Source organism: Aeromonas sp. R10-2, assembly GCF_040908445.1.
Classification (GTDB): Bacteria; Pseudomonadota; Gammaproteobacteria; order Enterobacterales; family Aeromonadaceae; genus Aeromonas; species Aeromonas veronii.
Map to the genome: position 1 here is coordinate 1 of NZ_JBFODS010000096.1, position 21,022 is coordinate 21,022.

The following is a 21,022-nucleotide window of genomic DNA, read 5'->3' on the forward strand; positions in this document are numbered from 1 at the left end:
GTTGTTCCTGTTGTTCCTGTTGTTCCTGTTGTTCCTGTTGTTCCTGTTGTTCCTGTTGTTCCTGTTGTTCCTGTTGTTCCTGTTGTTCCTGTTGTGACAGGAAGGAACGCTTGTCGGGTGGGGCAATCACAAAAGCAAGCTAGGGGGCGGGTGCTGGCAATATGAAAAGCTGTGATGTTCCATCAGGGCTTTGCAAACCGGGGGATGAGAGAGTGGATGATCTGCCACTGCGTGGCTCTGGCTCACTTGTCGACATAGGTGTTTGCGTTTGCCGGAAAGCAAAAAACCGACCCTGAGGTCGGTTTTTTTAAATTTGGCGGTGAGGGAGGGATTCGAACCCTCGATACTATCCACGATTATGTAAACCACTGATTTCATTGCGATGCAATGACTTGTAACATTGCCGATTGTACCACTAGTTTGTACCACTAGACGCATTAGATCACTTACTGCTAAACCCAATGCAATCCATTAACTCAGGGCCTCAAGTTAGCTACTACGACTCAATTTTTGGGCTGATACTCTTGAAAATATCGTTCTGCTAAAGCTTCAGCCTTGCCTAATTCTTGTTTGTTGAGTTTTTTTTCATGCTCATGGAGCACATGACTACTTACAGAGTCACCATTTGCTGACGCTGTCAATAACCAAGCATACCCTTCAACTAAATTATTCTCACCTAGCAGATAGTAACTAACAGCACGTTGTGCCTGGGCATGACCTTGCTCAGCAGCTTTCCGCCCCCAAGCATAGGCTTGCGTTTTACTCCGAGGAATTCCGTGCCCGTAGTAATACATATTGCTGAGTGCAAATTGTGCATCAATATGGCCTTGCTCAGCGGCCTTTCTATACCACATAACAGCTTGCTTATCATCAACTTGAACAAAAGCCGATGGAGCTTGTTCGGTTAACGGGCCAAGGTCCATCAGAGGAGCTTGATACAAACGTCCCAGTTGATATTGAGCTTGGGCATACCCTTGATCTGCTGCTTTAATGATCAGCTCCACACTCTTCTTTTCATCCTGAGGTATCCCTTTACCTAAAGCATACATCCTAGCAAGCTCATACTGAGCTAGTGCATAGCCTTGGTTTGCGGCGTTACGATACCACTTCACAGCTTGCTTATCGTCTTGGCTTACCCCTTGCCCTTGTTCATACATCCAGCCTAGTGCGTATTGCCCATCAGCTTCCCCTTGCTTGGCTGACTCTTGAATTCGTTGAGCCATTGCGGCATCAATTTCAGTCCCTGTCGCCTCAGTAACCCCGCTCAGAGCTATGCTGACCACTATTAGTAGAGCTGTTAATAATCCCTTTTGGGAGAACATAGAGTTTCCTTTGAACAATGTTTCTAAACATAAACTTGGCGATGGTGGTCGTTACCTCTGACCAACTATTCGATGTACACTCGACACGCTTATTCCTAGCCGTTTCGCAACAGATGCCTTAGCGATGCCCTGCGATAGAAGATGCAGCACCTCATCCCGCTTCTCCATCGCTGTCGGCTTCCGGCCCTTGTAGACCCCTTTGGCCTTAGCCAAGGCGATTCCTTCCGCCTGACGCTCCAGCATGATTTCCCGCTCGAACGTGGCGATGGCCCCGATCATGGTCAGCATTAGCTTACCTGTCGGAGTGGCCGTGTCGATGCCTAGATTCTGGATCTGTAATGTTACCCCTTTGGCGTGTAACTGGTCTGTGATCTCCAGCAAGAGCCTAGTTTACCAAATATCTCGACTGGCTTGATGCCCAGCATACAAGCTAAAGAAAAAGGAGCTCTGATGTGAGCTCCTTCAAGTCTACTAGGCTAGAATCGCCACTGCCGGAAACAGCAGAAGCACATGGAACACCAACAGGATCGGGGTCGGATAGCCCTGCACCTTCCCCAGCTCCTCTTTTACCCCCTCTGATAACGCATCGCTATTACGGTAGCAAGGCAGTACGAAGAGCATGGCAAAACCGAGGTAGACCATACCGGCACCTATCTGGCCCACAGCTTCGTACTGTGACATCGCGAAATCAATCAAGGGGTTCCCAGCCATGCCATCACGTTTAAAGCGGATAAACCATCCGAACATGATGCCTGCTGTTGTCATACCAACCGACGCCAGGGCAATGACTCGCAGCTTACTCTGAGCCATCCCTATCGCCCTAAGCCGCTTTTCGAGGCAGATAAAGCTGATCAGGGCCCAGTGGAATGACCAAAAGGCCGCGACCAACAGCATGATCGGCAAGCCTGGGAAGCGATTTGACCGAAAGCCTGCCATTCCCAACCCAAAGTAGAACACGATGACAACCACCGCAGTTAACCATATTCCCCACAAGTGAGCCTTCAACATCCCCGAGAGGTAGGCGTTGTAACTGCAAATGCCCCCCCGCTGGTAGGGATTATTGTTGACCTCACTCGAATCTAGCTCAGGGTCTCTACGCAGCGACTGCTTCAGCCACAGACGATAACGGGCCCATTTGCTCGCCATCTGTGTCGAAAACGTCTCCCGCTGCTCGAAGAACCGGCCGGACTCTTGTTTCGTCTTCTCTTGTTCCATGTAGTTTTCCTTGTTGTCAAAACTATTCATTCGCCAGACAGTCCACGCAAGATCCGCTGCACACTGGAGAGACTGATCCCCGTTCGACGTGCGATTTCGGCCTTGGCTAGTCCCCGTTCAGCGAGTGACAGCACCTCCTCCCCTTTAGCCATGGCGGTCGGCTTGCGACCTTTGTAGACCCCACGCTGTTTTGCCATAGCAATCCCTTCTGCCTGACGCTCCAGCATCAGCTCCCGCTCAAACGTGGCGATGGCACCGATCATGGTTAACATCAGTTTTCCGGTAGGTGTCGAGGTATCGATACCCAGATTCAAAATCCTCAGAGCAACCCGCTTAGCGTGCAGGTACTCCGAGATCTCCAACAGGTGGCGAGTGTTGCGAGCCAAGCGATCCAGCTTGGTCACCATCACTACGTCTCCCTCACGAACAAAATCCAGCATCAACGCGAGCTGAGGGCGGTCATCCTTGGCACCGCTCACCTTCTCCCTGAATATCTTGCTGCACTCGGCCAGAGCCTGAAGCTGGGCATCCAGGCTCTGGCCCACAGTGCTGACACGTGCATATCCCACCAGTGCCATGGTCTCCTCCTGGTCAATAGGGCAAGGTACACTGACGCGACCGGTCAGAAGGTCGAAAGGAACCCATATGACCGGCAAAAAGTGGCACTTTCGCTCGCGTCACACGGGCTTGGTCTATTGACCTGTGCCAGTGATACAAATGAAAGCGGGCCGCTCCGTGATGGAGGGCCCGCAAGGGTTGTCAGCCAGATAGCTCTGGCTGCTTTATCTATTGGTCATGCAGGGTGCCGACCGAGGGATCTCAATGACGCGTCGCCCCGCCCGGCATCCGCAATACCTTGGCCAGCTCCTCGGCATGAGCCTTGTCACGGGCGATTAGGCGGATCATCAGGGTTCCCCCTGCAATGGCAACCAGAGTCACCGAGGTCAGGATCATTTTGTTCATGGGTAGTCCTCTTCGTTCATGTTGTAGAAGTGTGGCGGCATGTAGCGAGCCATCATCGCGTTGACGATGACAGACGCGAACGCCGTCAGGGCTGCCTTCAAGGCGTCCAGCAGCAAGGTTTTCATGAAGTCATTCATAGCGATTACTCAGGGGTTATCTTCAGGCGGTAGACCTCCATCCGGTGATAGTCGAGAAAGTTCCTCTCCCAGAGCCGGTAGAGGTCCATGGTGGTGGCCAGCGGCCACTCTCCACACCAGAGCTGTGAGGCCAGCCCGGCGTTGAAGTCAAAATCGAGATCCTTGACCAGCTCGCCACCGAGGTAAGTGAACTCGGTGACGTAGGCCATCCCCCAGCTACCAGCCCGTTTTTCCAGACGGATTTCGACCGGACGGTAACCGCCCGTGTCGGCGGAATAATCGGGACTGCGGAAGTTGAGGGTCAGGGCAGTGGCATCGGGGTGGAGGTCGATTAACTTGGCGAACAGGGCCTGTAGCGGTTTGGATGGGGTCATAGCAGCCCCCTGTCGGCAAACGAAACGATGTCGTGCTGTCCCACCACAAAGTGGTCGAGCACTCGCACGTCTACCATCTCGAGCAGATCCTTGAGACGAGTAGTAATCGCTTTGTCTGCGTCTGAAGGGTCGACCATACCGGAGGGATGGTTGTGGGCCAGTATGACCGCTGCGGCGTTTCTGTTGAGGGCCGCCTTGACCACCTCACGGGGATGAACAGTGCCCGCATTGATGGTGCCAAAGAACAGCTCTTGGTAATCGAGCAGTCGGTGTTGATTGTCGAGCAGCATGACGGCGAACACTTCCCGCTCGTACTCCCCCATCTTGAGCCGAAGGAAATCTGCTGCCGCTTTGGGCTGAGTGAAGGCGTGGCCCAGATGCCGCTGTCGGCTCTCCAGAATGGCCAATGCCTGATTGATGATGTGATCACTCTGTCCGGGGTGATCGTCGTAGTGATGTGTCATAACAGTAACCTCGCGTCGTTTTGGTACACGAGTTACTTATGCCAGGGGGCCTGGTTGTTATTGAATCCGAACGGGACTGGTATAAGGGGTGCAGGGGCCCACATTCACCTATGAGCCCTCTTAAAACTTTTTAGACGGATTTCACGGTTTTCCCTTTCATGACGCGATATGTTTCCACTTATGGTCAAAAAGGAGGGATAAAAACCCACTTGAGACCATTTGTTAGCAATACAGTCTCGTTTTGTGTGAAGGAGAACACCAGTGGCAACTACTCATTTTATCCCCGCTCAACCCAGTGAGTACGGTTACATCATTGTCGAACCAAATGACAACGGAGAAACAACCCTTGAGCGTTATCCATTGCTCGGGTACGCCGTCAAGATTACAGAAGGCAAGCCAGAAGACTTCAAGATACAGACACAGCCAGTCTGCACAACAGGTGAGAGCTTCACCCCGAACTTCATCCAGCGCTATGACGGCACCTTCAGCCGAGCTGATGGCGAGTACCTCTGTCACTCCCTGTCAGAGATGATGAATCTTTTCGGTTTCGAAGCAGATGATCTGCATACTCTGCCCCCGGCAAATGCCAAAGAGCTATCAGGATACGTCTGGCGCCCACTGCGAAATCCGCAAAGCTAATATCTGCTGATTTTGGATCTGGCCCTTTTGCCCGCCACCAAAGGCAAAGGGGCCATTTCGGATGTTCAATCTGCTGAAATCTCATCTGTTTATAGAACTTTTTCTGTATGGAATCTCGTAGAAAAAGTTCTTAAATCTGCCAAAAATTCAGCAGATCGGCAGACCTCCTCGACCTACCTAGCTACCTAGCTACCTAGCCCTAGGATGTTGTTGCCACTTCCTTTGCTCGGTCTCGTTGCCCGCTGAAGGAGCACGTCAACCCTGACATGCCTCTCCAGAAAACGCCTACTGGCTCTGTGTCCGTAATGACTGATGGCCAGCCAACCCCTCGAGCAGCAAGTCCAGCAGCATATTCTGCAACGCCTTGGCCTTATCGGGGTGAGAGAGGTACGTCAGCGACATGCCCTGCTGGGTTTCCATTCGTCCGATGACCGCTTCATCCACCGCATTTGGAAAATCGCCATGCAGAATCGATTCCCGTGGGTTATTGCGGACCTGCTCCATCAGGGGCCCGTTTTCACTCAGCTTAGTCACCATTCCCTGCACCCAGTCGAGCTTGTCCCCATCAGTCACTTCCAGGCCAAACAGATCGTTCATCCGAGCCAGCAGCTCGGAGAGGAAATCCTTCTTCTCCTCTTTCGGCTTGGCACTGCCGAGGGATGCAATGCCCTCCAATCCATAACCGGCAGCATTCTCTTTGAGTTGCAGATCCTGGGTCCGCTTGGCCTTGAGGTGGTAGTGGCTCAGCATCACCGAGGAAAGGTCTACTTGCTCTTCATCCAACACCTCTTCCCGCAGCAGGGGCAGCAGGTGGCGTGCAAAGACACACAGCCGCTCCATGTCGTAATCGTCGAAGGGGGTGATCTGGGAGACAAACTCATAAAACCGCACATAGCCGTTGAGGTTCTTCTTGAACAGCTCCAGCACCGAACGGGCTTCCCCTGCCTCTTTCAACCGCCGCTCGGCGTTGGCCTGATCGCTACCTGATCCGCCCTGTTCCATCAGCCATTTGAGCTGGGTCCGACACTCCCGAATAGCATCGATGGCCAGCCGGTAACGCTTGGCGAAGCGATCTCTGGCCGGAACGGCGTGCCGCAAGAAGGCATCGGCCCCCCGTTTGGGGTCGAAGTAGGCATCGGTAAACGCCACCACCTCGGGCCAGGTGAAGATCCCTTCGCCCTTGAGCTTGTGGAACAGGTCATAGATAAGGTTCGGGTCCGACACTGAATCCAGCGTGGCGGTTTCGTAATACTTTTGGAACTCTTCCAGCACATCCTGCGGGTCGTTCACGAAGTCGAGCACATAGGTACTCTCCTTGCCCGGATAGGTGCGATTGAGCCGCGAGAGGGTCTGGATGCAGTCCACCCCGGTTAAGCGTTTGTCCACATACATGGCACACAGCTTGGGCTGATCGAACCCGGTCTGGAACTTGTTGGCCACCAGCATCACCTGATAGTCAGCCGTATCGAACGCCTTACGCATGTCCCGGCCCTTCAGCTCCGGGTTCATGTTCCGCTCGTTCCACGTCTGTCCCTCGTCCTCGATGTCGCCCGAGAAGGCCACCATGGCCCGAATGGCTTGATAACCCTGGACCTTAACGTACTTGTCGAACGCCAGCTTGTAGCGGACCGCCTCCATCCGGCTGCTGGTCACCACCATCGCCTTGGCTTGACCGGCCAGCAGCGGTGCAACGTGCTGGCGGAAGTGCTCGACTATCACCTGCACTTTCTGGCCAATGTTGTGCGGGTGCAGCCGGACCCACTGGGATAGCTTGCGCTTGGCCTTCTTGCTGTCCACTTCTGCATCAGCCGCTTCGCTCTCCATCGCCAGCTTATAGGCCAGTTGGTAGCTGGTGTAGTTCCGCAGCACGTCAAGGATGAACCCCTCCTCGATCGCCTGGCGCATGGTGTAGACATGGAATGGCTCGGGTTTGTTCTCATCAGAAATGGGCAGATGGGGCTTGGGCGAGCGACCGAACAGCTCCAGCGTCTTGGCCTTCGGGGTAGCAGTGAAGGCGAAGTAGCTGATGTTCTGGCTGCCGCCACGGGCAGCCAAGGTCAGGTTCATCACATCCTCGGCCGAGAGCTCTTCTTCATCATTCAACTGCTCGGCCATCAACACCTCACGCAGCTGACGGGCAGTCTTGCCGGTCTGGCTGGAGTGAGCCTCGTCGGCCACCACCGCAAAGCGGCTGGATTTCAGGCTGGAGCTCTCCTGAATCGCCTTGAGCACATGGGGGAAGGTCTGAATGGTGACGATAATGATGGGAGTGCCGCTGGTCAGTGCCTCGGCCAACTGAGCAGATTTGCTGCCATCCCCCTCTTCCCGATTAATGCGGGAGATCACCCCGGATGCGTGATCGAACTGAGCGATGGTCTCCTGCAACTGGCTATCGAGCACGGTCCGGTCGGTGACGACGATGACCGAATTGAATAGCTTATCCCCGTCACTGACTCGCCGCAGCGACGCGAGCTGATGGGTCAACCAAGCGATAGAGTTCGACTTGCCCGAGCCCGCCGAGTGCTGGATCAGGTACTTCTGGCCGCTGCCTTCTTGGCTCAACGTTGCAAGCAGCGTCTCCACCACCTTCCACTGGTGATAGCGGGGGAAGATCATCGTCTCTTTCTTCTTGAGACGGCCCAGTGCGTCCTCTTCGTGCTTCACCTGCAGATGCAGATAGCGACCCAGAATATTGAGGAAGGTCTCGGGTGCGAAAATCTCCTGCCATAGGTACTCGCTGGCGAACCCTGTCTCAGGCTGATCGTTCCCCGCACCGCCTTGGGCTGTGCCACGGTTGAACGGCAAGAAGAAGGTATCTGCCCCAGCCAGCCGGGTGGTCATCGCCACCTCGAACTGATTGACGGCAAAGTGCACCAGCGCCCCCCGCCTGAAGGCCAGCAAGGGCTCACGCTTGCCCGCCGTCACCAATGGGCGGTCGACGCGGTACTGCTGCTTGGCGTTCTCCAGGCTCTGCTTGAAGCACGACTTGAGCTCCAGCGTTGCCACCGGTATGCCGTTCAGGAACAGGGTGAGGTCGAGTCGTCCATCATAGCCGTGAGGGCTGTAAACCAGCTCCGGCACCACCCGCAGCCGGTTCTTGGCATACCGCTCAACCAGCTCTGGGTTAAGGTCATGGTCGGGCTTGAAGGTGGCCACGGCCAGCCGATGCCCTCGGTCCTCTACTTGATGACGGAGTAACCACAAAGTACCCCGCTCATCGCTCTCAAGGGATCGAGCCACGGCGTTGAGCAGATGACGCTCTGGCTCCTCACCGTAGGTTTTACAGTATTTCTGCCACCCCTCTGGCTGGCTCTCCTGCACATAGGCGATCAAATCTTCCGGATAGAGGGCTCGCTCTTTGTCATAGAGTGCCGACTCACCGACCAACCAACCTGATGCGACCAGTTGCTCGATGATATGATCCTGAAATGCCTTCTCCCGAGCCCTATTTTCCAAACTGAGGTCCAGGCTCATGGCTGACCCCCTCGGGCCAGCAGTACCTGATAAAGCGACTGCATCGCCGCCAGATGCCCCGGCAGACGGCTATAGATCTCGACCGCAAGAGCTTCCTTGTAGGTATGCGAGGTCAGGTTGCGATCTTTGAGCATCGACAACCAGACCGTCTCATCGGCCAGCCAGTGGGCCGCATAGGCTTGGCTCATGCACTCACGGGGGGTATTGGCTTCGATACCTTCCGCCGCCAGCGCCTTTTTCAGGGTCTTCCAGGTCAGTTCGATACAGAACTCGAAGCGTTGGATGCTGGCATCGACCACCAGCGGTTGGCTCGCGTCATAGCTCAGGGATTCGGCGAGACGTTGCAGGGCGTTGCCAAGGGCAACCAGATTCAGATCCAGACTCATTGCACTTCCTTAAGGCGTCATTCGTCGGTAGAGAGGCACCCTGTCACGCAGGATGGCCTGATACAGCAGGCTCTGGGGCGACTCCTCATCGAGTCGCACACAATCGATAGGGAGCAGGGTATCGGCCTCATCGATGATCGCCAACACCTGCTGCCATTGCGCCTCGCAGGCACCGGGGCACTCGATGGCGAGATCGATATCGGAGCGTTCACGCTGCTCACCCCGGGCTCGCGAGCCAAATAGCCAGATCGCCTCGACAAACGGTAATCTCGCCAGTGCCTGTAGAAATTGGTAATCGGCAAGCTGCATACCAGACCTCAGTATTTCTTATGCTCATTGGCTTGGCTGTAGAGAAGGAATTCCATCTGCGACATGATACGGGCTTCTTCACGTAGACGGCGACCCTGATCGCGGCAAAACAGTACCCGGTTGGCATCGACAATCGCAAAGGCAAGCGGAATGGGCGCCTGATTGATATCGACCACCGATAACTGCCCCTCGGCCAGCCCCAAGGCTCGCTGCCAGTCGAGGGCCAGCAACTCGGGCCGCAACCGGTTATCCAGAGAGTCAACCAATTTGACGGGGTCGAAGGCTACCGCCAGATCCCAATCGCTATGGGGCCCAGCGTTCCCCTTGGCGTGGGAACCATAGAGCCACAGCACCATCACCTCGGGGTGAGCGGCGGCGAGTGCGGCTAACTGTGTGGTGAGGGTAGGCAGAGTCATACCATTCACTCCTGTGCGAGAAAACGAGAAGGTCTGATAACGCGATCGTCCGATTACGCTTCGCTAATCGAACCTACGGGCTCACCAGCAGCAGATCGATACGATCTTGCTCGCGAAATACCTGCAGGTCGTCGTAATCGCAGAGATCGATATCGAGCAGAGAGACTTCGCCACTACGTCGATCCGGCAAGTCATAGAGCAACCTTGAAAGCAGCGACTCAAAGAAGCGAGAGCCCAAACCATGGGGCTCACGGGGATTGAAGAGGGTGCCGAAAAAATGGGAGTGGCGGATCTCCTGACGCACCATCCCCATTGCCTCAAACAGATTGAACTCGGAGACCATGCCCCCCAGCTTATCGAGCTCCTTGCTATCGAAAATCAGCTCGGTCAGCCAGCGGTACTGCTCGTCATTGCTGGCTGGTGCGATAGCATCAGTCGCCTCGGTTGGCGGCATTGAACTCATGCTGCTGCCTCTTCTGCTGGCGGTGTCCAGCCACGCAGATCGATCTTGCCGGTCACGGCGGCGGAAATCAGGGCGGTACGGCGTTCTTGCATCAGTTTGATTGCGGTATCCGCCTTGCTAATTAAAACTGAGAAGGTTATCCGATGAGTTTTTATTTCAGATAGAATTGCTTCGACTTCACCCGATGGAGGTAGAGGTATCACAATTGACTTAACGATGTCAGTATTAAGGTTAGGCTGCCCCGAGCCTTGCTTTATGCGTTCTCGGAGATTATCAGTCAGGGTCGATAGGTAAAAGTAAGCATATTCAGTGTTTACAGAAAGTTTTTCAAAACCAACCACACCATCATTGGCATTTGCATCTATTGATAATATTTTAGGCACACCAAGAGTTGCTCCACTGTTTGACAGCAAAAGCGTACCTCGCTTGAATACTCTGCTCTGTTTACTTCCTTTTTCAGTAAGAAAGCTCTCCGTGCTTTCTAAATACACTTCTTCATCTTTAGTAATCTCTGCAACTGTGACCCAAGGAGAATAGTCGCCATCAAAAAGTTCGGGGTCACCAGCTGGGCGAGGAGAACCGCCTCTTACAACATTAGAAATAAATCCGAACTTAGTGACATTCCAATGCTCGGGTACTTGGCCGAGCCACTCGACGCCGGAGTCTTTCATCGGGGCATCGGGGTTGAGACCCTTGGTGACGGCGTGGGAGATCACCGCTTGCCGTTTCTCTTTCAGCAGTTCGATCAGCCGCTGCTGCTTGGCAATCAGCCGATCAATCCGTGCGGTTTCATAGTCGAGGAAGGCTGCAATTAGACTTTGCTCCTTTACCGGTGGTAAAGGAACCAATGTATCGGCTAAGGGACCAAGATTTAAAGCTCTGAACGTTGCCCCACCAATAGAGCTTTCCCACTGCTGGTAACTCGACAATGACCTTAAACACCAGAAAAAGTATCGAGTATCATGATTAATCGCAATTGCGATTCGTGCAGTTCCCTGTGTAAGATTTGCTCCCCGTAAACTATCAGGAACTATCATTAACTTACCAAAACTCGGGCCAATAGAACAAATTATGTCCCCACTATCGACCATGCTTCGACGATAACTTTTTGCAATTTCGTCAGACGTTTTTAATAGCTCAATGCCTTCTTTTATTCCATCCTCATCTGTCATATCAGTGGGTCGAACGTAAGGAATCCCATCTTCAATGTTTGGTCCGGCTTGAACAATACCATAAGTTATTGGTCTCTCTGCCGAGACAACTCTTTTCAATGCAGTCCAAGACCATGCAATAGGTACTTTGCCAAACCAGACAATCCCTGAATCCCTATATTCTGAATACGGCTTATATTTACCCACCAACTTTTGCTGAGACGCTACAACGACTTCGCTCATGAGTGTACCTCCGCCAGCAACTGCATAATCTCCTTGGCGACCGCATCGAGATCGGCGTCGATGGCTGCTAGCTCCCGGGGCGGCTGGTACTGGTAGAAGTGGCGGTTAAAGGGGATCTCGTAGCCAACGATACCCACCTGGCCATCGAGCGGGTCGGTTTTACTGGTGTCTATCCAGGCATCCGGCACATGGGGCAGCACCTCACGCTTCAGATATTCATGGATGTCTTCCCCCAGCGGCACATTTTCGTTATCCCGCAGATCGGAGTTGGCTTCCGGCTCGCCCTTGGTTTTACACACTTCAGCGGCATCGTCCTGCTCAGCCAAATGGCTTACCAGCAGTTTGAAGGCCGGGGCTGGCAGCTTGACCTCACCTAGCAGCTTGGTCAGTTGCTTTTTGAATTTGTCGCGAGAGAGCAACTTGGCCTCAGCAAACTGGCCCAATGCTGTCAGAATGGCAGACTGCAGGGTGCCATCGAGCTTGGCCCACCCCTTATCGGCAGTGAGGCTGGCAAGGCGCTCGGCATCCTGCGGATAGAACGCCAATTTCAGTGGCCGCTCCACCGTGATACGGCGATAACCGAAGGCGGTGGTGGGGAAAATCTTGGCGATCGGGCTCGCCTCGAAACGGCTGGCGAGGCGGACGATTTGCTCAATGGCCTCGTCGCTCAATTGCTTACGCTTGGAGCCCAAGGATTTTCGCATTGGGCTGTGCATGTCGCTGGCGTTGATCAGCAGCACCTTGCCCTTACGCTCGGCCGGTTTGTGGTTCGACAGCACCCAGATATAGGTGGCGATGCCGGTGTTGTAGAACATGTCGGTGGGCAGGGCCACCAGGGTATCGAGCAGGTCGTGTTCCAGGATGTAGCGGCGGATCTCGCTCTCGCCGCTGCCCGCTCCACCGGTAAAGAGCGGGGAGCCGTTGAGGATGATGCCGATCCGGGCACCCTCCGGCTTCATCTTGGCGATAAGATGTTGCAGGAACAACAGTGAGCCGTCAGAGACACGGGGCAGACCTGCCCCGAAGCGGCCGCTGTGGCCCTTTAGCAGGTGTTCGTCCCGCACTTGCTTCTCGACCTTCTTCCAGTCCACCCCGAATGGCGGGTTGGAGAGGCAGTAGTCGAACTTCTCCAGCGGCAACTGGTCGTCGGAGAGGGTATTGCCCAGCTTGATGTTGCTGATGTCCTGCCCCTTGATCAGCATGTCGGCCTTGCAGATGGCAAACGACTCGGGGTTGAGCTCTTGGCCGAAGGTGGCAAGTCGTGCCGCCGGGTTCAACTCGTGCAGGTACTCCATGCCGCAGGAGAGGAAGCCGCCGGTGCCCGCGGTGGGGTCATAGATGGTTCGCACCACGCCTGCCGTCGTCAGGGCCTCGTCATCAGCCGCAAACACCAGCGAGGTGGTGAGCCTCACGATATCGCGGGGGGTGAAGTGCTCCCCGGCGGTCTCGTTGGAGCTTTCGGCAAACTTGCGGATCAGCTCCTCGAACACCAGACCCATGTGGTAGTTATCGACGGTCTCGGGGGAGAGATCGACGTTGGCGAAGTTGCGAACCACCTTGTAGAGCAGGTCGGCATCTTCCAGCAGATCGATGCTGGCGGCGAAGTTGAAGTGCTCGAACACCTCGAACGCCTCACGGGAAAAGCCCCGCACATAGGCATCCAGGTTGTCACCGATCTGCTTCTCGCCAAGGTTGTCCAGGGTGAGCTTGGCGGTGTTGTAGAAGCTCTGCCCGGCGCTATTTAGCAGCAACTTATGGCGGGCCAGCTCGGGCATGGCCTTGGTGCTCTCTGCGGTGGCCAGCACCTTGTCACGGGTCGGGGCCAGCACGCACTCAAGACGACGCAGGACAGTGAAGGGCAGGATGATGCGGCCATACTGGGACTGTTTGAAATCACCTCGCAGGAGGTCAGCCACCGACCAGATAAGGTTGGCAAGGGATGAGATATTGGTTGTCATGGAAACCCCGTGGAACGCTCGAAATAGCGTGATCCTATCACAGCATCTGGCCTCCAGTCGTGGCCTCGGAGCAGGCTGCGTAAATCTGCCGTTTTTGATTTTCCCGTTTGGCCCGCCAACAAGGGCAAAAGGGCCAATTAGGGTGCTCAATCTGCGGAAATTTCAGCATTTTATAGAACTTTTTCTGTATGAGACTTCGTAGAAAAAGTTCTTAAATCTGCCAAAATTTCAGCAGATCGGCAGACCTCATATCCTACCTATTTGGCGGGGGCGGAGGGCAGCAATCAACTTAGCAAGGGATGTCACTACATCACCTGTTGTCAATCATTAGAATATTTCATGAATAGCCGTTTTTGCGTTGTTCACAACGAAAACTCGAAATGGGACCTTGGGGAGGAAAAAAGAGGGGTTGTATTGCTTCTGCCGATCCGTATAGTCGGGGTTGTCGGCGGGCAGACGCCCCCGCACATCGCACCTTGGCTCACGCCATAGGCCCACGGGGGGCGCTGTTACCCGACCTGATTACCGCCGCTTGGAACACACACAACCTAATTTTAGTTCCACAGCAGCGGTCCTCTAAGAGGAGAGACACCATGTCTCAATCCACTCAATTTGACCTTGAATTTGCCCTGGCCGATGCTGGCCACTCCCTGACTATCGACTTTGCTGCCATCAAAGAGCAGTTCCCCATTATGGATGTCGCCTCGGCCCTGACCGGGCAAGACGTCAAGAAAGTCGGCTCCAACACCTATCGACTGGATGATGCCAGTTGCCCACTGTGCGGCCATAATGATTGCTTCACCCTCTATCCTGACGACGATAGGTTTAAGTGCTTTAGCTGTGATGAACATGGGGATGTGCTCGATCTAGTCGTCAAGTGCGACAAAGCCCGTAGCCCTGCTGATGCAGCCCGCTTGCTCCTGCTGGGAGAACTGGCAGTCACCCCAACCGTTCGCAAAGTGGTGAAGCTGGAGCAGCCGATCTACACGGCCCCACCTGCTCGCCTGCAAGAACTCTTCAATCTCGCAGCTAGTCACTATCAGTCCCGTCTGGATGTAGACGAACTGATGGAGCGGCGTGGCCACTCTGAGGAGGTGTTGGTGGGGTTGGATATCGGCTTCTCCGGTGGCCTGAACAAGGTTCTGAAGGATGCAGGGTTCAGCCAAGAGGAGCGACTGGCCTCCGGTCTGGTCAAGCTTCGCAACGATGCCCCAGATCTGCTTCGTGACTTCTTCCCGAGCGGTGTCTATGTGTTCCCGCACTTCGACCGCAACGGACAAGTCAGTCGCTTCACCTTCAAGGACCCGAGCAAGCAGCACCAGTACCAACTGCCGAGCGCCTGTTGGCTTAACGGGGTGCAGTTCTACGGGGAAGAGTGTCTGAATGCTCCAGGTCCTGTCGCCTTGGTAGAGGGGGAGAATGACCGCCTGTCGCTGGTGGATGCCGGTTGGCCGGGCCCTGTGCTGGCTAGCATTGGCACGCTGTCACAGACCCAGCTGGAGTGGTTGAAGCGTGAGCTGGCTGACCGTGACGTCGTAACCTTCTTCGACACTGATGACGCGGGCGACAAGTACCGCTCAAAGGTGGCCCAACTCGGTCTCAAACTGACCCAAGTAAAGCTGCCGGATAGCGTCAAGGACATCGACGAATACCTGCATGGCGACAACCCCTTGCCTCTGGCCGAACTGGTGGCGGCATTCACCCTAGTTGAGCCTGTGGCTGAAGCCGAAGCCGAAGCCGAAGCCGAAGCCGTTCAGGACGATGATCAGCAGCCGGAAGTAGTCAAGGTCATGCCACGTACTGCCATCTTTGAAAACGAGCTCAACGATTCGGCCAACGCTGAACGGTTCGTGCAGATGCACGGGCATAACCTGAAGTTCGTCCCTGAGTTAGGTGGCTTCATCCACTTCGATGGTACGCACTGGACCCAGAATGACTTGACGCCCATGATCCTTGCTCAAACCGTGGGCAAAGAGATCCAGGAAATCGGACAGATGTTGATCAAGCAGGCGTGCAAGAAAGAGGAGCTGTCTTGGGCCTATGCAGTGCTCAGACACGGTTCTAGCAGCCTTAACCGAGCAGGCATTCAGAACATGCTGGAGCTGGCCAAGCCGATGATGACGGCAAGACTGCACGAGCTGAACGCCAATCCGATGCTGTTGGGCACGGCCAATGGTGTCATCGACCTGAAGTCGGGTCGCCTGTTGGCACCGAGACGGGCATTCATGATGACCCACCATAGCCCTGTGGCCTATGACCCAGCCGCCACCTGCCCACGATGGGAGCAGTTCATCGGCGAGATCACCTGTGGCGATGCCGAGTATGCGGCCTTTCTGCAACGTTGTGTGGGCTACTGGATCACCGGCCGCACCGACGAACAGCTCCTGTTCTTCCTCCACGGGGGCGGCTGCAACGGCAAGAGTACCTTCATGTCGGTCATCCAGCAGTTGCTGGGAGAGTTCAGTCGGCAGATCAGCAGCAACGTCTTGCTGTTCAACCGCAACGGCAATACCGGTCCGAATCCATCACTGACCAAGCTGGTGGATGCACGTCTCGTGGTCGCCAACGAGCTGCCAGAGGGGGCCCGTATGGATGAGAACTTGGTGAAGGCCATGACGGGGGATGACGTAATTGTCGCTCGTGCTCCCTACGCCAAGAAGGAGATGGAGTTCCGCCCATCCTTCTCTCTGGTTATGGTGGGTAACCACAAGCCCGAGATCCGCGATACCAGCAATGGTATGTGGCGTCGGATGCTGATGCTGCCCTTCAATGCCTCCTTCACGAAGACACAGTTGGACCCGATGTTAATGGAGAAGCTGCAAGCCGAGATGTCCGGTATCCTCAACTGGGCCATCAAGGGCTGCCAGATGTGGCAGGAGCAGGGCCTCAAGGCGTCCATGCCTGCCAGCCTTAAGGCGGACGTCGAAAGCTACCGTGCCGAGTCAGACCTGGTGGGGTGCTTCCTGGAGGAGTGCAGCCAGGCCAGAGCAGGGGCCAAAGTGCCCATGAGCGAGGTCTACGCAGTCTACAGCCGCTGGGCACAGCAGAACGGTGAATGGGCCATGAAGCAGTTGGCCCTCAAGAAGAAGCTGATTGAGAAGGGCTTTGCTGTCCCCCGCTACAACAGCAAGGCAACCGTCATCGGGTTGACCCTGCTCGACAGCGAGATGGCGGACATGAGCGTAACGCCAAGCCGGGAACAGCGGCCTGAGCCAGGAGCTAACTACACAGTATAACGAATGGGGGGCCTGCGGGCCCCTCTGCCGTTTTTGATTTCCCTGCTTTCCCCGCCAACAAAAGCAAAGGGCCCAAACCAAGCAGTCAATCTGCGGAAATTTCAGCATTTTATAGAACTTTTTCTGTATGAAATCTCGTAGAAAAAGTTCTTAAAAATGCGAAAATTTCAGCATCTCGGCAGACCCATCCTTCCCTTTATCCAGCATCGGCAGGGATGAGAGCCAGCGGGATGGCATCAATGACACCCTTCTTCAAGCTCAGCGTATAGGTGCCGTACCTTCTGCCTGTTGCCGTCCTCTCGCCAGATTGGCTGTGGCCTGTGATGGAGTTCTGTACATCCTCACGTACACCCGTTTCCCGCATGAAGTTGATAAAGGTATGCCGGAAGCTGTGGAACGGTTGAATATCTGTTCGCTCAATTTTGAGCTTTTCACGTAAATACCGCTGCCACCAGACTCCCAGTCGCACATGGTAGTTCTGCTTGGGACCAGAGGGTTGCAACAGGGGGAAGAGACGACCATCGGCAGGCAATGAGCGGAGGTAGTCCAGCAGGCCCAGCGCCAACAGATGGGGGTGTACTGGAATGTCTCGGTTACTGCTGCGGTTCTTGACGCTCTGGTCTTCTCGCAACTCCGCCACCCGGAAGAACCAGACGCCATCCTGCTGTATGACATCCGCTACGTAGAGCTGGCAAATCTCCTCGGCCCGAGCCCCTGTGTAGTAGAGCATCAGCGGCACCCAGTAGTGAGCCTCCCCGAATCGGGTATGCTGAGTACGTCTGGCAAACAGCGGGGAACCGAACATGGTTGCCAGCTCGGTCGAAGTGTACGGGCGCTCCGGCTCAGCCAGCGGGTTGATGACGCTTTCCGTGTACTTAGCCCCGTGAGCAGGATTGAACTCTAGCAGGCCATCGTCCACCGCATGACCTAGCACCGCTGACAGGGCTCGTCCCAGTTTCTTGACGGTAGCAGCAGTCAGACGAGGCAAACTGTGCTCTGCTGCATAGGCGATCTGCTGGCGTAACGGCATGGCGGACACATGGCGTTTAGGGCGAGCTGGCAGCTGCTCCATCAGGTTGCGGAACTCGGAAACGTCCCTCTTGGAGATGTCTTCGATGCCCTTATCCCCCATCAGCTCGATGAACCGCTCCACGGCGACCTGATACTCAAGGATACGGCCATCGGCTTTCTTCGGCTCTCGCCGCTTGATGGTGGCCTTGTAACGCTCAAACAGGGCAGACAGGCGGATCCCCCGAGTGCTGATTATGGTCACCGTGGTGTCACCAGCAGGAACAAGGGGGATCTCGGGCTGGCCGATACGTCTTTGATTGGCGTTCGTCGCGGTATTCTGTATGACCGCTCTGGAGAGGGCCTTGAACTTGCCCGCCAGCAGCTCGGCGAAAGCGACATAGTTGGCCGAATCGACGCACAGGCGAAGCCCCGTGAGCTGGAATGCCTCGTCGATGTAAGGCTTCATCCAGGTCAGGAAGCGGGCAAGCCCTTTCTGCACATCGCGGGTTCGTTTGGCGTCTTTTTCCTCCTCCAGCTTGGTCAGAATTTCGGTGTAGTCCTCCCAGACCAAACCATCACCATCCCACACCTGACGAATGAAGCGACCACGTACATCAGGCTCGTCCAGTCGCTCTATCATCGAGTTGTACCAACAGTCTGCCGCATTGGAGAGGTCGAGGGGCTGGACCGCTAGATCAATCTTGGCGGCTTCCAGCAGGCGATAAAGTTCATCTAGGACAGGTAGAGCGGCCCGACGTGCTTCAGACTCGTTCGTAGTACTCAGAGAACGACGAAACTCCCACTGGTCGTTAAGCAAAGGGCGTAGTTCTTTGGGGATGACGACACGGGCGTACCATGTGCCATTTCGGTTTTGGAGTAGGTTGCTCATAGACCTCATTTTGTACCACCTTTTTGTACCACCTCGGAAGTGCCGGGATGGAAGGGTTGATCACAAAATCGCTATGAAATCAGGAAGTTTTTGACCTATAAAGAAAAACCCCCGCTCGAAAGCAGGGGTTTTCAATGTGGCGGTGAGGGAGGGATTCGAACCCTCGATACGTTGCCGTATACACACTTTCCAGGCGTGCTCCTTCAGCCACTCGGACACCTCACCAAATTTTCGTTCGCTGCGCTGTTGCGCTGGAACGGGGCGTAATTTAGGGGAAAGGGCTGTGTGGGTCAACCACTTTTCCCCTTATTTTTCATAATCTTTTCCGAATGCCTAACCCTTGCGCAGAATGCCGGTTTTTTAAACCGGATCAGGGCTTGTCGAGGATGATCAGACTGTCCGGCAGCTCGTTTTGATCCCGGGTGGCTGGGAAGGCATCGGTCAGAATGGCGCTAACGCGCTCCACGCACTCCAGAAAACCCTGTTCGATCTCCCTGTTGCGCACTCGCGCCACGAAGTCGTCGATGATCTCCTGCCACTGGCCGTTGTCGATATGCTGGGCGATGCCATCATCCACCAGTATTTCTACATAGTGCTCGGCGGCCGAGACGAAGATCAGCACCCCGAGTCGGTCGCGGGTGCGGTGCAGCCCTTGCTCGACAAATTGCAGGCGTGCCATCAGGGCCGCCCGGTGCTGGCGAACCTTCTTCGGGATGAGCCGCATCTTGATGGGGGTCCAGTGGAACAGCAGGCTCAGCAGCAGCCAGACCGACCACTGCACCAGCAGGATTTCGTACCAGTCTAGCCAGAAGCCGAGCTGGAACACCAGCAGCGGGGTGAGCATCGCCAGCAGCGCCGCCCAGAGGGTGGGAATGTAGCGATAGCCATCGCTGGCCGGGGCCAGCACGGTGACCAGTTCAGCATCAGTCTCTAGCTCCGCTTCGCGCACCTTTGCCTGAAGCGTGTGGAAGAACTGTTTAGAAATCATGATTTGTCTCTTTACTCCTGTTACCAGCCACCGGAGGCTCCGCCGCCGCCAAAACTGCCGCCGCCACCGTTGAATCCGCCGCCGGAGCGACCACCAAAGGAGCCGGCACCCAATCCACCGGCCATGTAGGACGACCGACGTCGTCCTCCCGGCCCACCGCCACCCCCTCCGCGCAGGTTGTGGAGTACGATCATCGCAATCACCACCAGAATAAACAGCCAGGGGCCGCCACCGTTGTCACTCTTTGGCTGCTCGACCGGCTGATATTCTCCGGCGAGTGCCTTCATGATGCTCTGGCTGCCCGCCATGATCCCGGCCACCATATCGCCGCGCTTGAAGGCGGGCAGGATGCGGCCATGGATGATGTTGGCTGCGATGGCGTCGGGCAGGGCGCCTTCCAATCCATAGCCTACCTCGATCCGCACCTTGCGCTCATCCTGGGCGATCAGCAACAGCACGCCATTGTTTTTGCCTTTCTGGCCGATCCCCCAGTGGCGACCGAGCTGGTAGCCGTACTCCTCGATAGTCTCCCCATCGAGGCTGTCGACAGAGACCACCACCAGCTGGATGCCGCTGCGTTTTTCAAAGGCCGCCAGTTGCTGGGTCAGTTGATGGGCCTGTTTGCGGGACATCAGACTGGCTTCATCCACCACCCGTCCGCTCAGCGTCGGGAAGTCGGGTGCCGCTTGCAGGGCAGTGGCCCAGAGCAGCAGACAGGGAAGAAACCAGCGCAGCATCATCTTCATTGGAAGCTGACCTTGGGCGCCTCATCGGCACCGGGTTTGGCACTGAAACTGGGTTTGGCTTCCAGATCCGAGTAGAGCAGCTTGGACCAGATAACGCCGGGGAAAGTGCGGATCTCGGTATTGAACTGGCGCACTGCCTCGATATAGTCGCGGCGTGCCACCGAGATGCGATTCTCGGTTCCTTCCAGCTGGGCCTGCAGGGCAAGGAACTGCTGATCCGCTTTCAGCTCGGGGTAGCGTTCTACCACTACCATCAGGCGGGAGAGGGCGCTGGAGAGCTGGTTCTGCGCCGCTTCAAACTCCTTGAGCTGGGCAGGATCGCTCACCTGCACGCTGCCGACCCGGGCGCGGGCATCGGTGACCGCCTTGAGGGTCTCCTGCTCATGGCTGGCGTAGCCCTTGACGGTGGCGACCAGATTGGGAATGAGGTCGGCGCGGCGCTGATACTGGTTCTCCACCTGCCCCCAGCTCGCCTTGACCTGCTCATCCAGGGTCGGAATGTTGTTCATGCCGCAGCCGGTCATGCCGAGCAGCAGGGTCAGGGTCAACAGGCTCTGCGTGGTTCTGCGCCAGAGTGATGTGGCCATCTTGTTGTTCTCCTTTGGTATTTCGAGTCGATAGTGCGCCATGGATGGTGT

21 protein-coding genes, 1 tRNA gene and 1 pseudogene are annotated in these 21,022 nt (G+C 55.6%); 2 read left to right on the top strand and 21 right to left on the bottom strand.

Going from position 1 to position 21,022, the window contains the following annotated elements:
- Positions 1 to 503 precede the first annotated feature (503 nt).
- The 8 genes from AB5Y97_RS18365 to radC all read right to left on the bottom strand — a co-directional run bounded on the left by AB5Y97_RS18365 (position 504) and on the right by radC (position 4,475).
- Positions 504 to 1,322: a tetratricopeptide repeat protein gene (locus AB5Y97_RS18365; RefSeq protein WP_279458698.1), complete on the bottom strand. Its 819-nt coding sequence runs from the start codon at positions 1,320 to 1,322 to the stop codon at positions 504 to 506.
- A 51-nt stretch (positions 1,323 to 1,373) separates the two neighbouring features.
- Positions 1,374 to 1,703, bottom strand: a complete 330-nt coding sequence (locus AB5Y97_RS18370) for a recombinase family protein (protein ID WP_335830987.1) — start codon at positions 1,701 to 1,703, stop codon at positions 1,374 to 1,376.
- A 90-nt stretch (positions 1,704 to 1,793) separates the two neighbouring features.
- Positions 1,794 to 2,537: a hypothetical protein gene (locus tag AB5Y97_RS18375; RefSeq protein ID WP_264786727.1), complete on the bottom strand. Its 744-nt coding sequence runs from the start codon at positions 2,535 to 2,537 to the stop codon at positions 1,794 to 1,796.
- A gap of 26 nt (positions 2,538 to 2,563) precedes the next feature.
- Positions 2,564 to 3,115: a recombinase family protein gene (locus AB5Y97_RS18380; protein WP_060389232.1), complete on the bottom strand. Its 552-nt coding sequence runs from the start codon at positions 3,113 to 3,115 to the stop codon at positions 2,564 to 2,566.
- Positions 3,116 to 3,356: 241 nt separating this feature from the next.
- Entirely contained in the window at positions 3,357 to 3,500 is a 144-nt protein-coding gene (locus AB5Y97_RS18385; RefSeq protein WP_005345168.1) for a hypothetical protein, read from the bottom strand.
- A complete protein-coding gene (locus AB5Y97_RS18390) occupies positions 3,497 to 3,625 on the bottom strand; it encodes a hypothetical protein (protein ID WP_254902196.1) in 129 nt (42 codons plus the stop codon). Before AB5Y97_RS18390 ends, AB5Y97_RS18385 begins: the two co-directional genes overlap by 4 nt.
- 17 nt (positions 3,626 to 3,642) lie before the next feature.
- The gene (locus AB5Y97_RS18395) at positions 3,643 to 4,011 is read right to left on the bottom strand and encodes a DUF2787 family protein (RefSeq protein WP_368158669.1); all 369 of its coding nucleotides are present in this window, start codon (positions 4,009 to 4,011) and stop codon (positions 3,643 to 3,645) included.
- Positions 4,008 to 4,475 carry a DNA repair protein RadC gene (gene radC, locus AB5Y97_RS18400; RefSeq protein WP_368158671.1) on the bottom strand — a complete coding sequence of 156 codons (468 nt, stop codon included), beginning with the start codon at positions 4,473 to 4,475 and terminating at the stop codon, positions 4,008 to 4,010. The genes AB5Y97_RS18395 and radC overlap by 4 nt, the downstream gene beginning before the upstream one ends.
- 261 nt (positions 4,476 to 4,736) lie before the next feature.
- Between radC and AB5Y97_RS18405 the strand changes: the two genes are divergently transcribed.
- Complete coding sequence (locus AB5Y97_RS18405; RefSeq protein ID WP_094697607.1) at positions 4,737 to 5,114, top strand: hypothetical protein; 378 nt, start codon at positions 4,737 to 4,739, stop codon at positions 5,112 to 5,114.
- A gap of 285 nt (positions 5,115 to 5,399) precedes the next feature.
- Here the strand turns inward: AB5Y97_RS18405 and AB5Y97_RS18410 are convergent, their stop codons facing one another.
- The 7 genes from AB5Y97_RS18410 to AB5Y97_RS18440 form a co-directional block, all read right to left on the bottom strand.
- Complete coding sequence (locus AB5Y97_RS18410; protein ID WP_368158673.1) at positions 5,400 to 8,588, bottom strand: type I restriction endonuclease subunit R; 3,189 nt, start codon at positions 8,586 to 8,588, stop codon at positions 5,400 to 5,402.
- Positions 8,585 to 8,974 (bottom strand): HI0074 family nucleotidyltransferase substrate-binding subunit, encoded by a 390-nt coding sequence (locus AB5Y97_RS18415; protein WP_005345157.1) that lies wholly within the window; start codon positions 8,972 to 8,974, stop codon positions 8,585 to 8,587. Before AB5Y97_RS18415 ends, AB5Y97_RS18410 begins: the two co-directional genes overlap by 4 nt.
- Before the next feature lie 9 nt (positions 8,975 to 8,983).
- Positions 8,984 to 9,283, bottom strand: a complete 300-nt coding sequence (locus AB5Y97_RS18420) for a nucleotidyltransferase family protein (protein ID WP_111901650.1) — start codon at positions 9,281 to 9,283, stop codon at positions 8,984 to 8,986.
- An 8-nt stretch (positions 9,284 to 9,291) separates the two neighbouring features.
- The gene (locus AB5Y97_RS18425; protein ID WP_202040198.1) at positions 9,292 to 9,699 is read right to left on the bottom strand and encodes a nucleotidyltransferase domain-containing protein; all 408 of its coding nucleotides are present in this window, start codon (positions 9,697 to 9,699) and stop codon (positions 9,292 to 9,294) included.
- A gap of 73 nt (positions 9,700 to 9,772) precedes the next feature.
- Complete coding sequence (locus tag AB5Y97_RS18430; RefSeq protein WP_202040197.1) at positions 9,773 to 10,162, bottom strand: PD-(D/E)XK nuclease family protein; 390 nt, start codon at positions 10,160 to 10,162, stop codon at positions 9,773 to 9,775.
- The gene (locus AB5Y97_RS18435) at positions 10,159 to 11,556 is read right to left on the bottom strand and encodes a restriction endonuclease subunit S (protein ID WP_202040196.1); all 1,398 of its coding nucleotides are present in this window, start codon (positions 11,554 to 11,556) and stop codon (positions 10,159 to 10,161) included. Before AB5Y97_RS18435 ends, AB5Y97_RS18430 begins: the two co-directional genes overlap by 4 nt.
- Complete coding sequence (locus AB5Y97_RS18440) at positions 11,553 to 13,514, bottom strand: class I SAM-dependent DNA methyltransferase (RefSeq protein WP_202040195.1); 1,962 nt, start codon at positions 13,512 to 13,514, stop codon at positions 11,553 to 11,555. Before AB5Y97_RS18440 ends, AB5Y97_RS18435 begins: the two co-directional genes overlap by 4 nt.
- A 593-nt stretch (positions 13,515 to 14,107) precedes the next feature.
- On the opposite strand from AB5Y97_RS18440, the gene AB5Y97_RS18445 reads away from it, so the two are divergent.
- Complete coding sequence (locus tag AB5Y97_RS18445; RefSeq protein WP_368158678.1) at positions 14,108 to 16,750, top strand: phage/plasmid primase, P4 family; 2,643 nt, start codon at positions 14,108 to 14,110, stop codon at positions 16,748 to 16,750.
- Between the two features lie 196 nt (positions 16,751 to 16,946).
- On the opposite strand, the gene AB5Y97_RS18450 is transcribed toward AB5Y97_RS18445, so the two are convergent.
- The 6 genes and pseudogenes from AB5Y97_RS18450 to AB5Y97_RS18475 all read right to left on the bottom strand — a co-directional run bounded on the left by AB5Y97_RS18450 (position 16,947) and on the right by AB5Y97_RS18475 (position 20,971).
- Positions 16,947 to 18,401 carry a site-specific integrase gene (locus AB5Y97_RS18450; RefSeq protein WP_368158709.1) on the bottom strand — a complete coding sequence of 485 codons (1,455 nt, stop codon included), beginning with the start codon at positions 18,399 to 18,401 and terminating at the stop codon, positions 16,947 to 16,949.
- A gap of 75 nt (positions 18,402 to 18,476) precedes the next feature.
- Positions 18,477 to 18,659 (bottom strand): annotated as a pseudogene (locus tag AB5Y97_RS18455) (DUF6538 domain-containing protein); the annotation flags it as partial.
- Between the two features lie 128 nt (positions 18,660 to 18,787).
- Positions 18,788 to 18,875 (bottom strand) — tRNA-Ser (locus AB5Y97_RS18460).
- A 145-nt stretch (positions 18,876 to 19,020) separates the two neighbouring features.
- A complete protein-coding gene (locus AB5Y97_RS18465) occupies positions 19,021 to 19,638 on the bottom strand; it encodes a TPM domain-containing protein (RefSeq protein ID WP_368158680.1) in 618 nt (205 codons plus the stop codon).
- Between the two features lie 20 nt (positions 19,639 to 19,658).
- Positions 19,659 to 20,384 (bottom strand): YgcG family protein, encoded by a 726-nt coding sequence (locus AB5Y97_RS18470; RefSeq protein ID WP_368158682.1) that lies wholly within the window; start codon positions 20,382 to 20,384, stop codon positions 19,659 to 19,661.
- Positions 20,381 to 20,971 carry a LemA family protein gene (locus AB5Y97_RS18475; RefSeq protein ID WP_167572572.1) on the bottom strand — a complete coding sequence of 197 codons (591 nt, stop codon included), beginning with the start codon at positions 20,969 to 20,971 and terminating at the stop codon, positions 20,381 to 20,383. Before AB5Y97_RS18475 ends, AB5Y97_RS18470 begins: the two co-directional genes overlap by 4 nt.
- Between the last annotated feature and the right edge of the window lie 51 nt (positions 20,972 to 21,022).

Coding starts and splice junctions, on each gene's coding strand:
- AB5Y97_RS18415 (WP_005345157.1), bottom strand. CDS start 8,974: ATGAGTCTGGATCTGAATCTGGTTGCCCTTGGCAACGCCCTGCAACGT.
- radC (WP_368158671.1), bottom strand. CDS start 4,475: ATGACACATCACTACGACGATCACCCCGGACAGAGTGATCACATCATC.
- AB5Y97_RS18390 (WP_254902196.1), bottom strand. CDS start 3,625: ATGAAAACCTTGCTGCTGGACGCCTTGAAGGCAGCCCTGACGGCGTTC.
- AB5Y97_RS18440 (WP_202040195.1), bottom strand. CDS start 13,514: ATGACAACCAATATCTCATCCCTTGCCAACCTTATCTGGTCGGTGGCT.
- AB5Y97_RS18380 (WP_060389232.1), bottom strand. CDS start 3,115: ATGGCACTGGTGGGATATGCACGTGTCAGCACTGTGGGCCAGAGCCTG.
- AB5Y97_RS18365 (WP_279458698.1), bottom strand. CDS start 1,322: ATGTTCTCCCAAAAGGGATTATTAACAGCTCTACTAATAGTGGTCAGC.
- AB5Y97_RS18435 (WP_202040196.1), bottom strand. CDS start 11,556: ATGAGCGAAGTCGTTGTAGCGTCTCAGCAAAAGTTGGTGGGTAAATAT.
- AB5Y97_RS18465 (WP_368158680.1), bottom strand. CDS start 19,638: ATGATTTCTAAACAGTTCTTCCACACGCTTCAGGCAAAGGTGCGCGAA.
- AB5Y97_RS18470 (WP_368158682.1), bottom strand. CDS start 20,384: ATGAAGATGATGCTGCGCTGGTTTCTTCCCTGTCTGCTGCTCTGGGCC.
- AB5Y97_RS18425 (WP_202040198.1), bottom strand. CDS start 9,699: ATGACTCTGCCTACCCTCACCACACAGTTAGCCGCACTCGCCGCCGCT.
- AB5Y97_RS18420 (WP_111901650.1), bottom strand. CDS start 9,283: ATGCAGCTTGCCGATTACCAATTTCTACAGGCACTGGCGAGATTACCG.
- AB5Y97_RS18385 (WP_005345168.1), bottom strand. CDS start 3,500: ATGAACAAAATGATCCTGACCTCGGTGACTCTGGTTGCCATTGCAGGG.
- AB5Y97_RS18375 (WP_264786727.1), bottom strand. CDS start 2,537: ATGGAACAAGAGAAGACGAAACAAGAGTCCGGCCGGTTCTTCGAGCAG.
- AB5Y97_RS18475 (WP_167572572.1), bottom strand. CDS start 20,971: ATGGCCACATCACTCTGGCGCAGAACCACGCAGAGCCTGTTGACCCTG.
- AB5Y97_RS18450 (WP_368158709.1), bottom strand. CDS start 18,401: ATGATAGAGCGACTGGACGAGCCTGATGTACGTGGTCGCTTCATTCGT.
- AB5Y97_RS18430 (WP_202040197.1), bottom strand. CDS start 10,162: ATGAGTTCAATGCCGCCAACCGAGGCGACTGATGCTATCGCACCAGCC.
- AB5Y97_RS18445 (WP_368158678.1), top strand. CDS start 14,108: ATGTCTCAATCCACTCAATTTGACCTTGAATTTGCCCTGGCCGATGCT.
- AB5Y97_RS18410 (WP_368158673.1), bottom strand. CDS start 8,588: ATGAGCCTGGACCTCAGTTTGGAAAATAGGGCTCGGGAGAAGGCATTT.
- AB5Y97_RS18395 (WP_368158669.1), bottom strand. CDS start 4,011: ATGACCCCATCCAAACCGCTACAGGCCCTGTTCGCCAAGTTAATCGAC.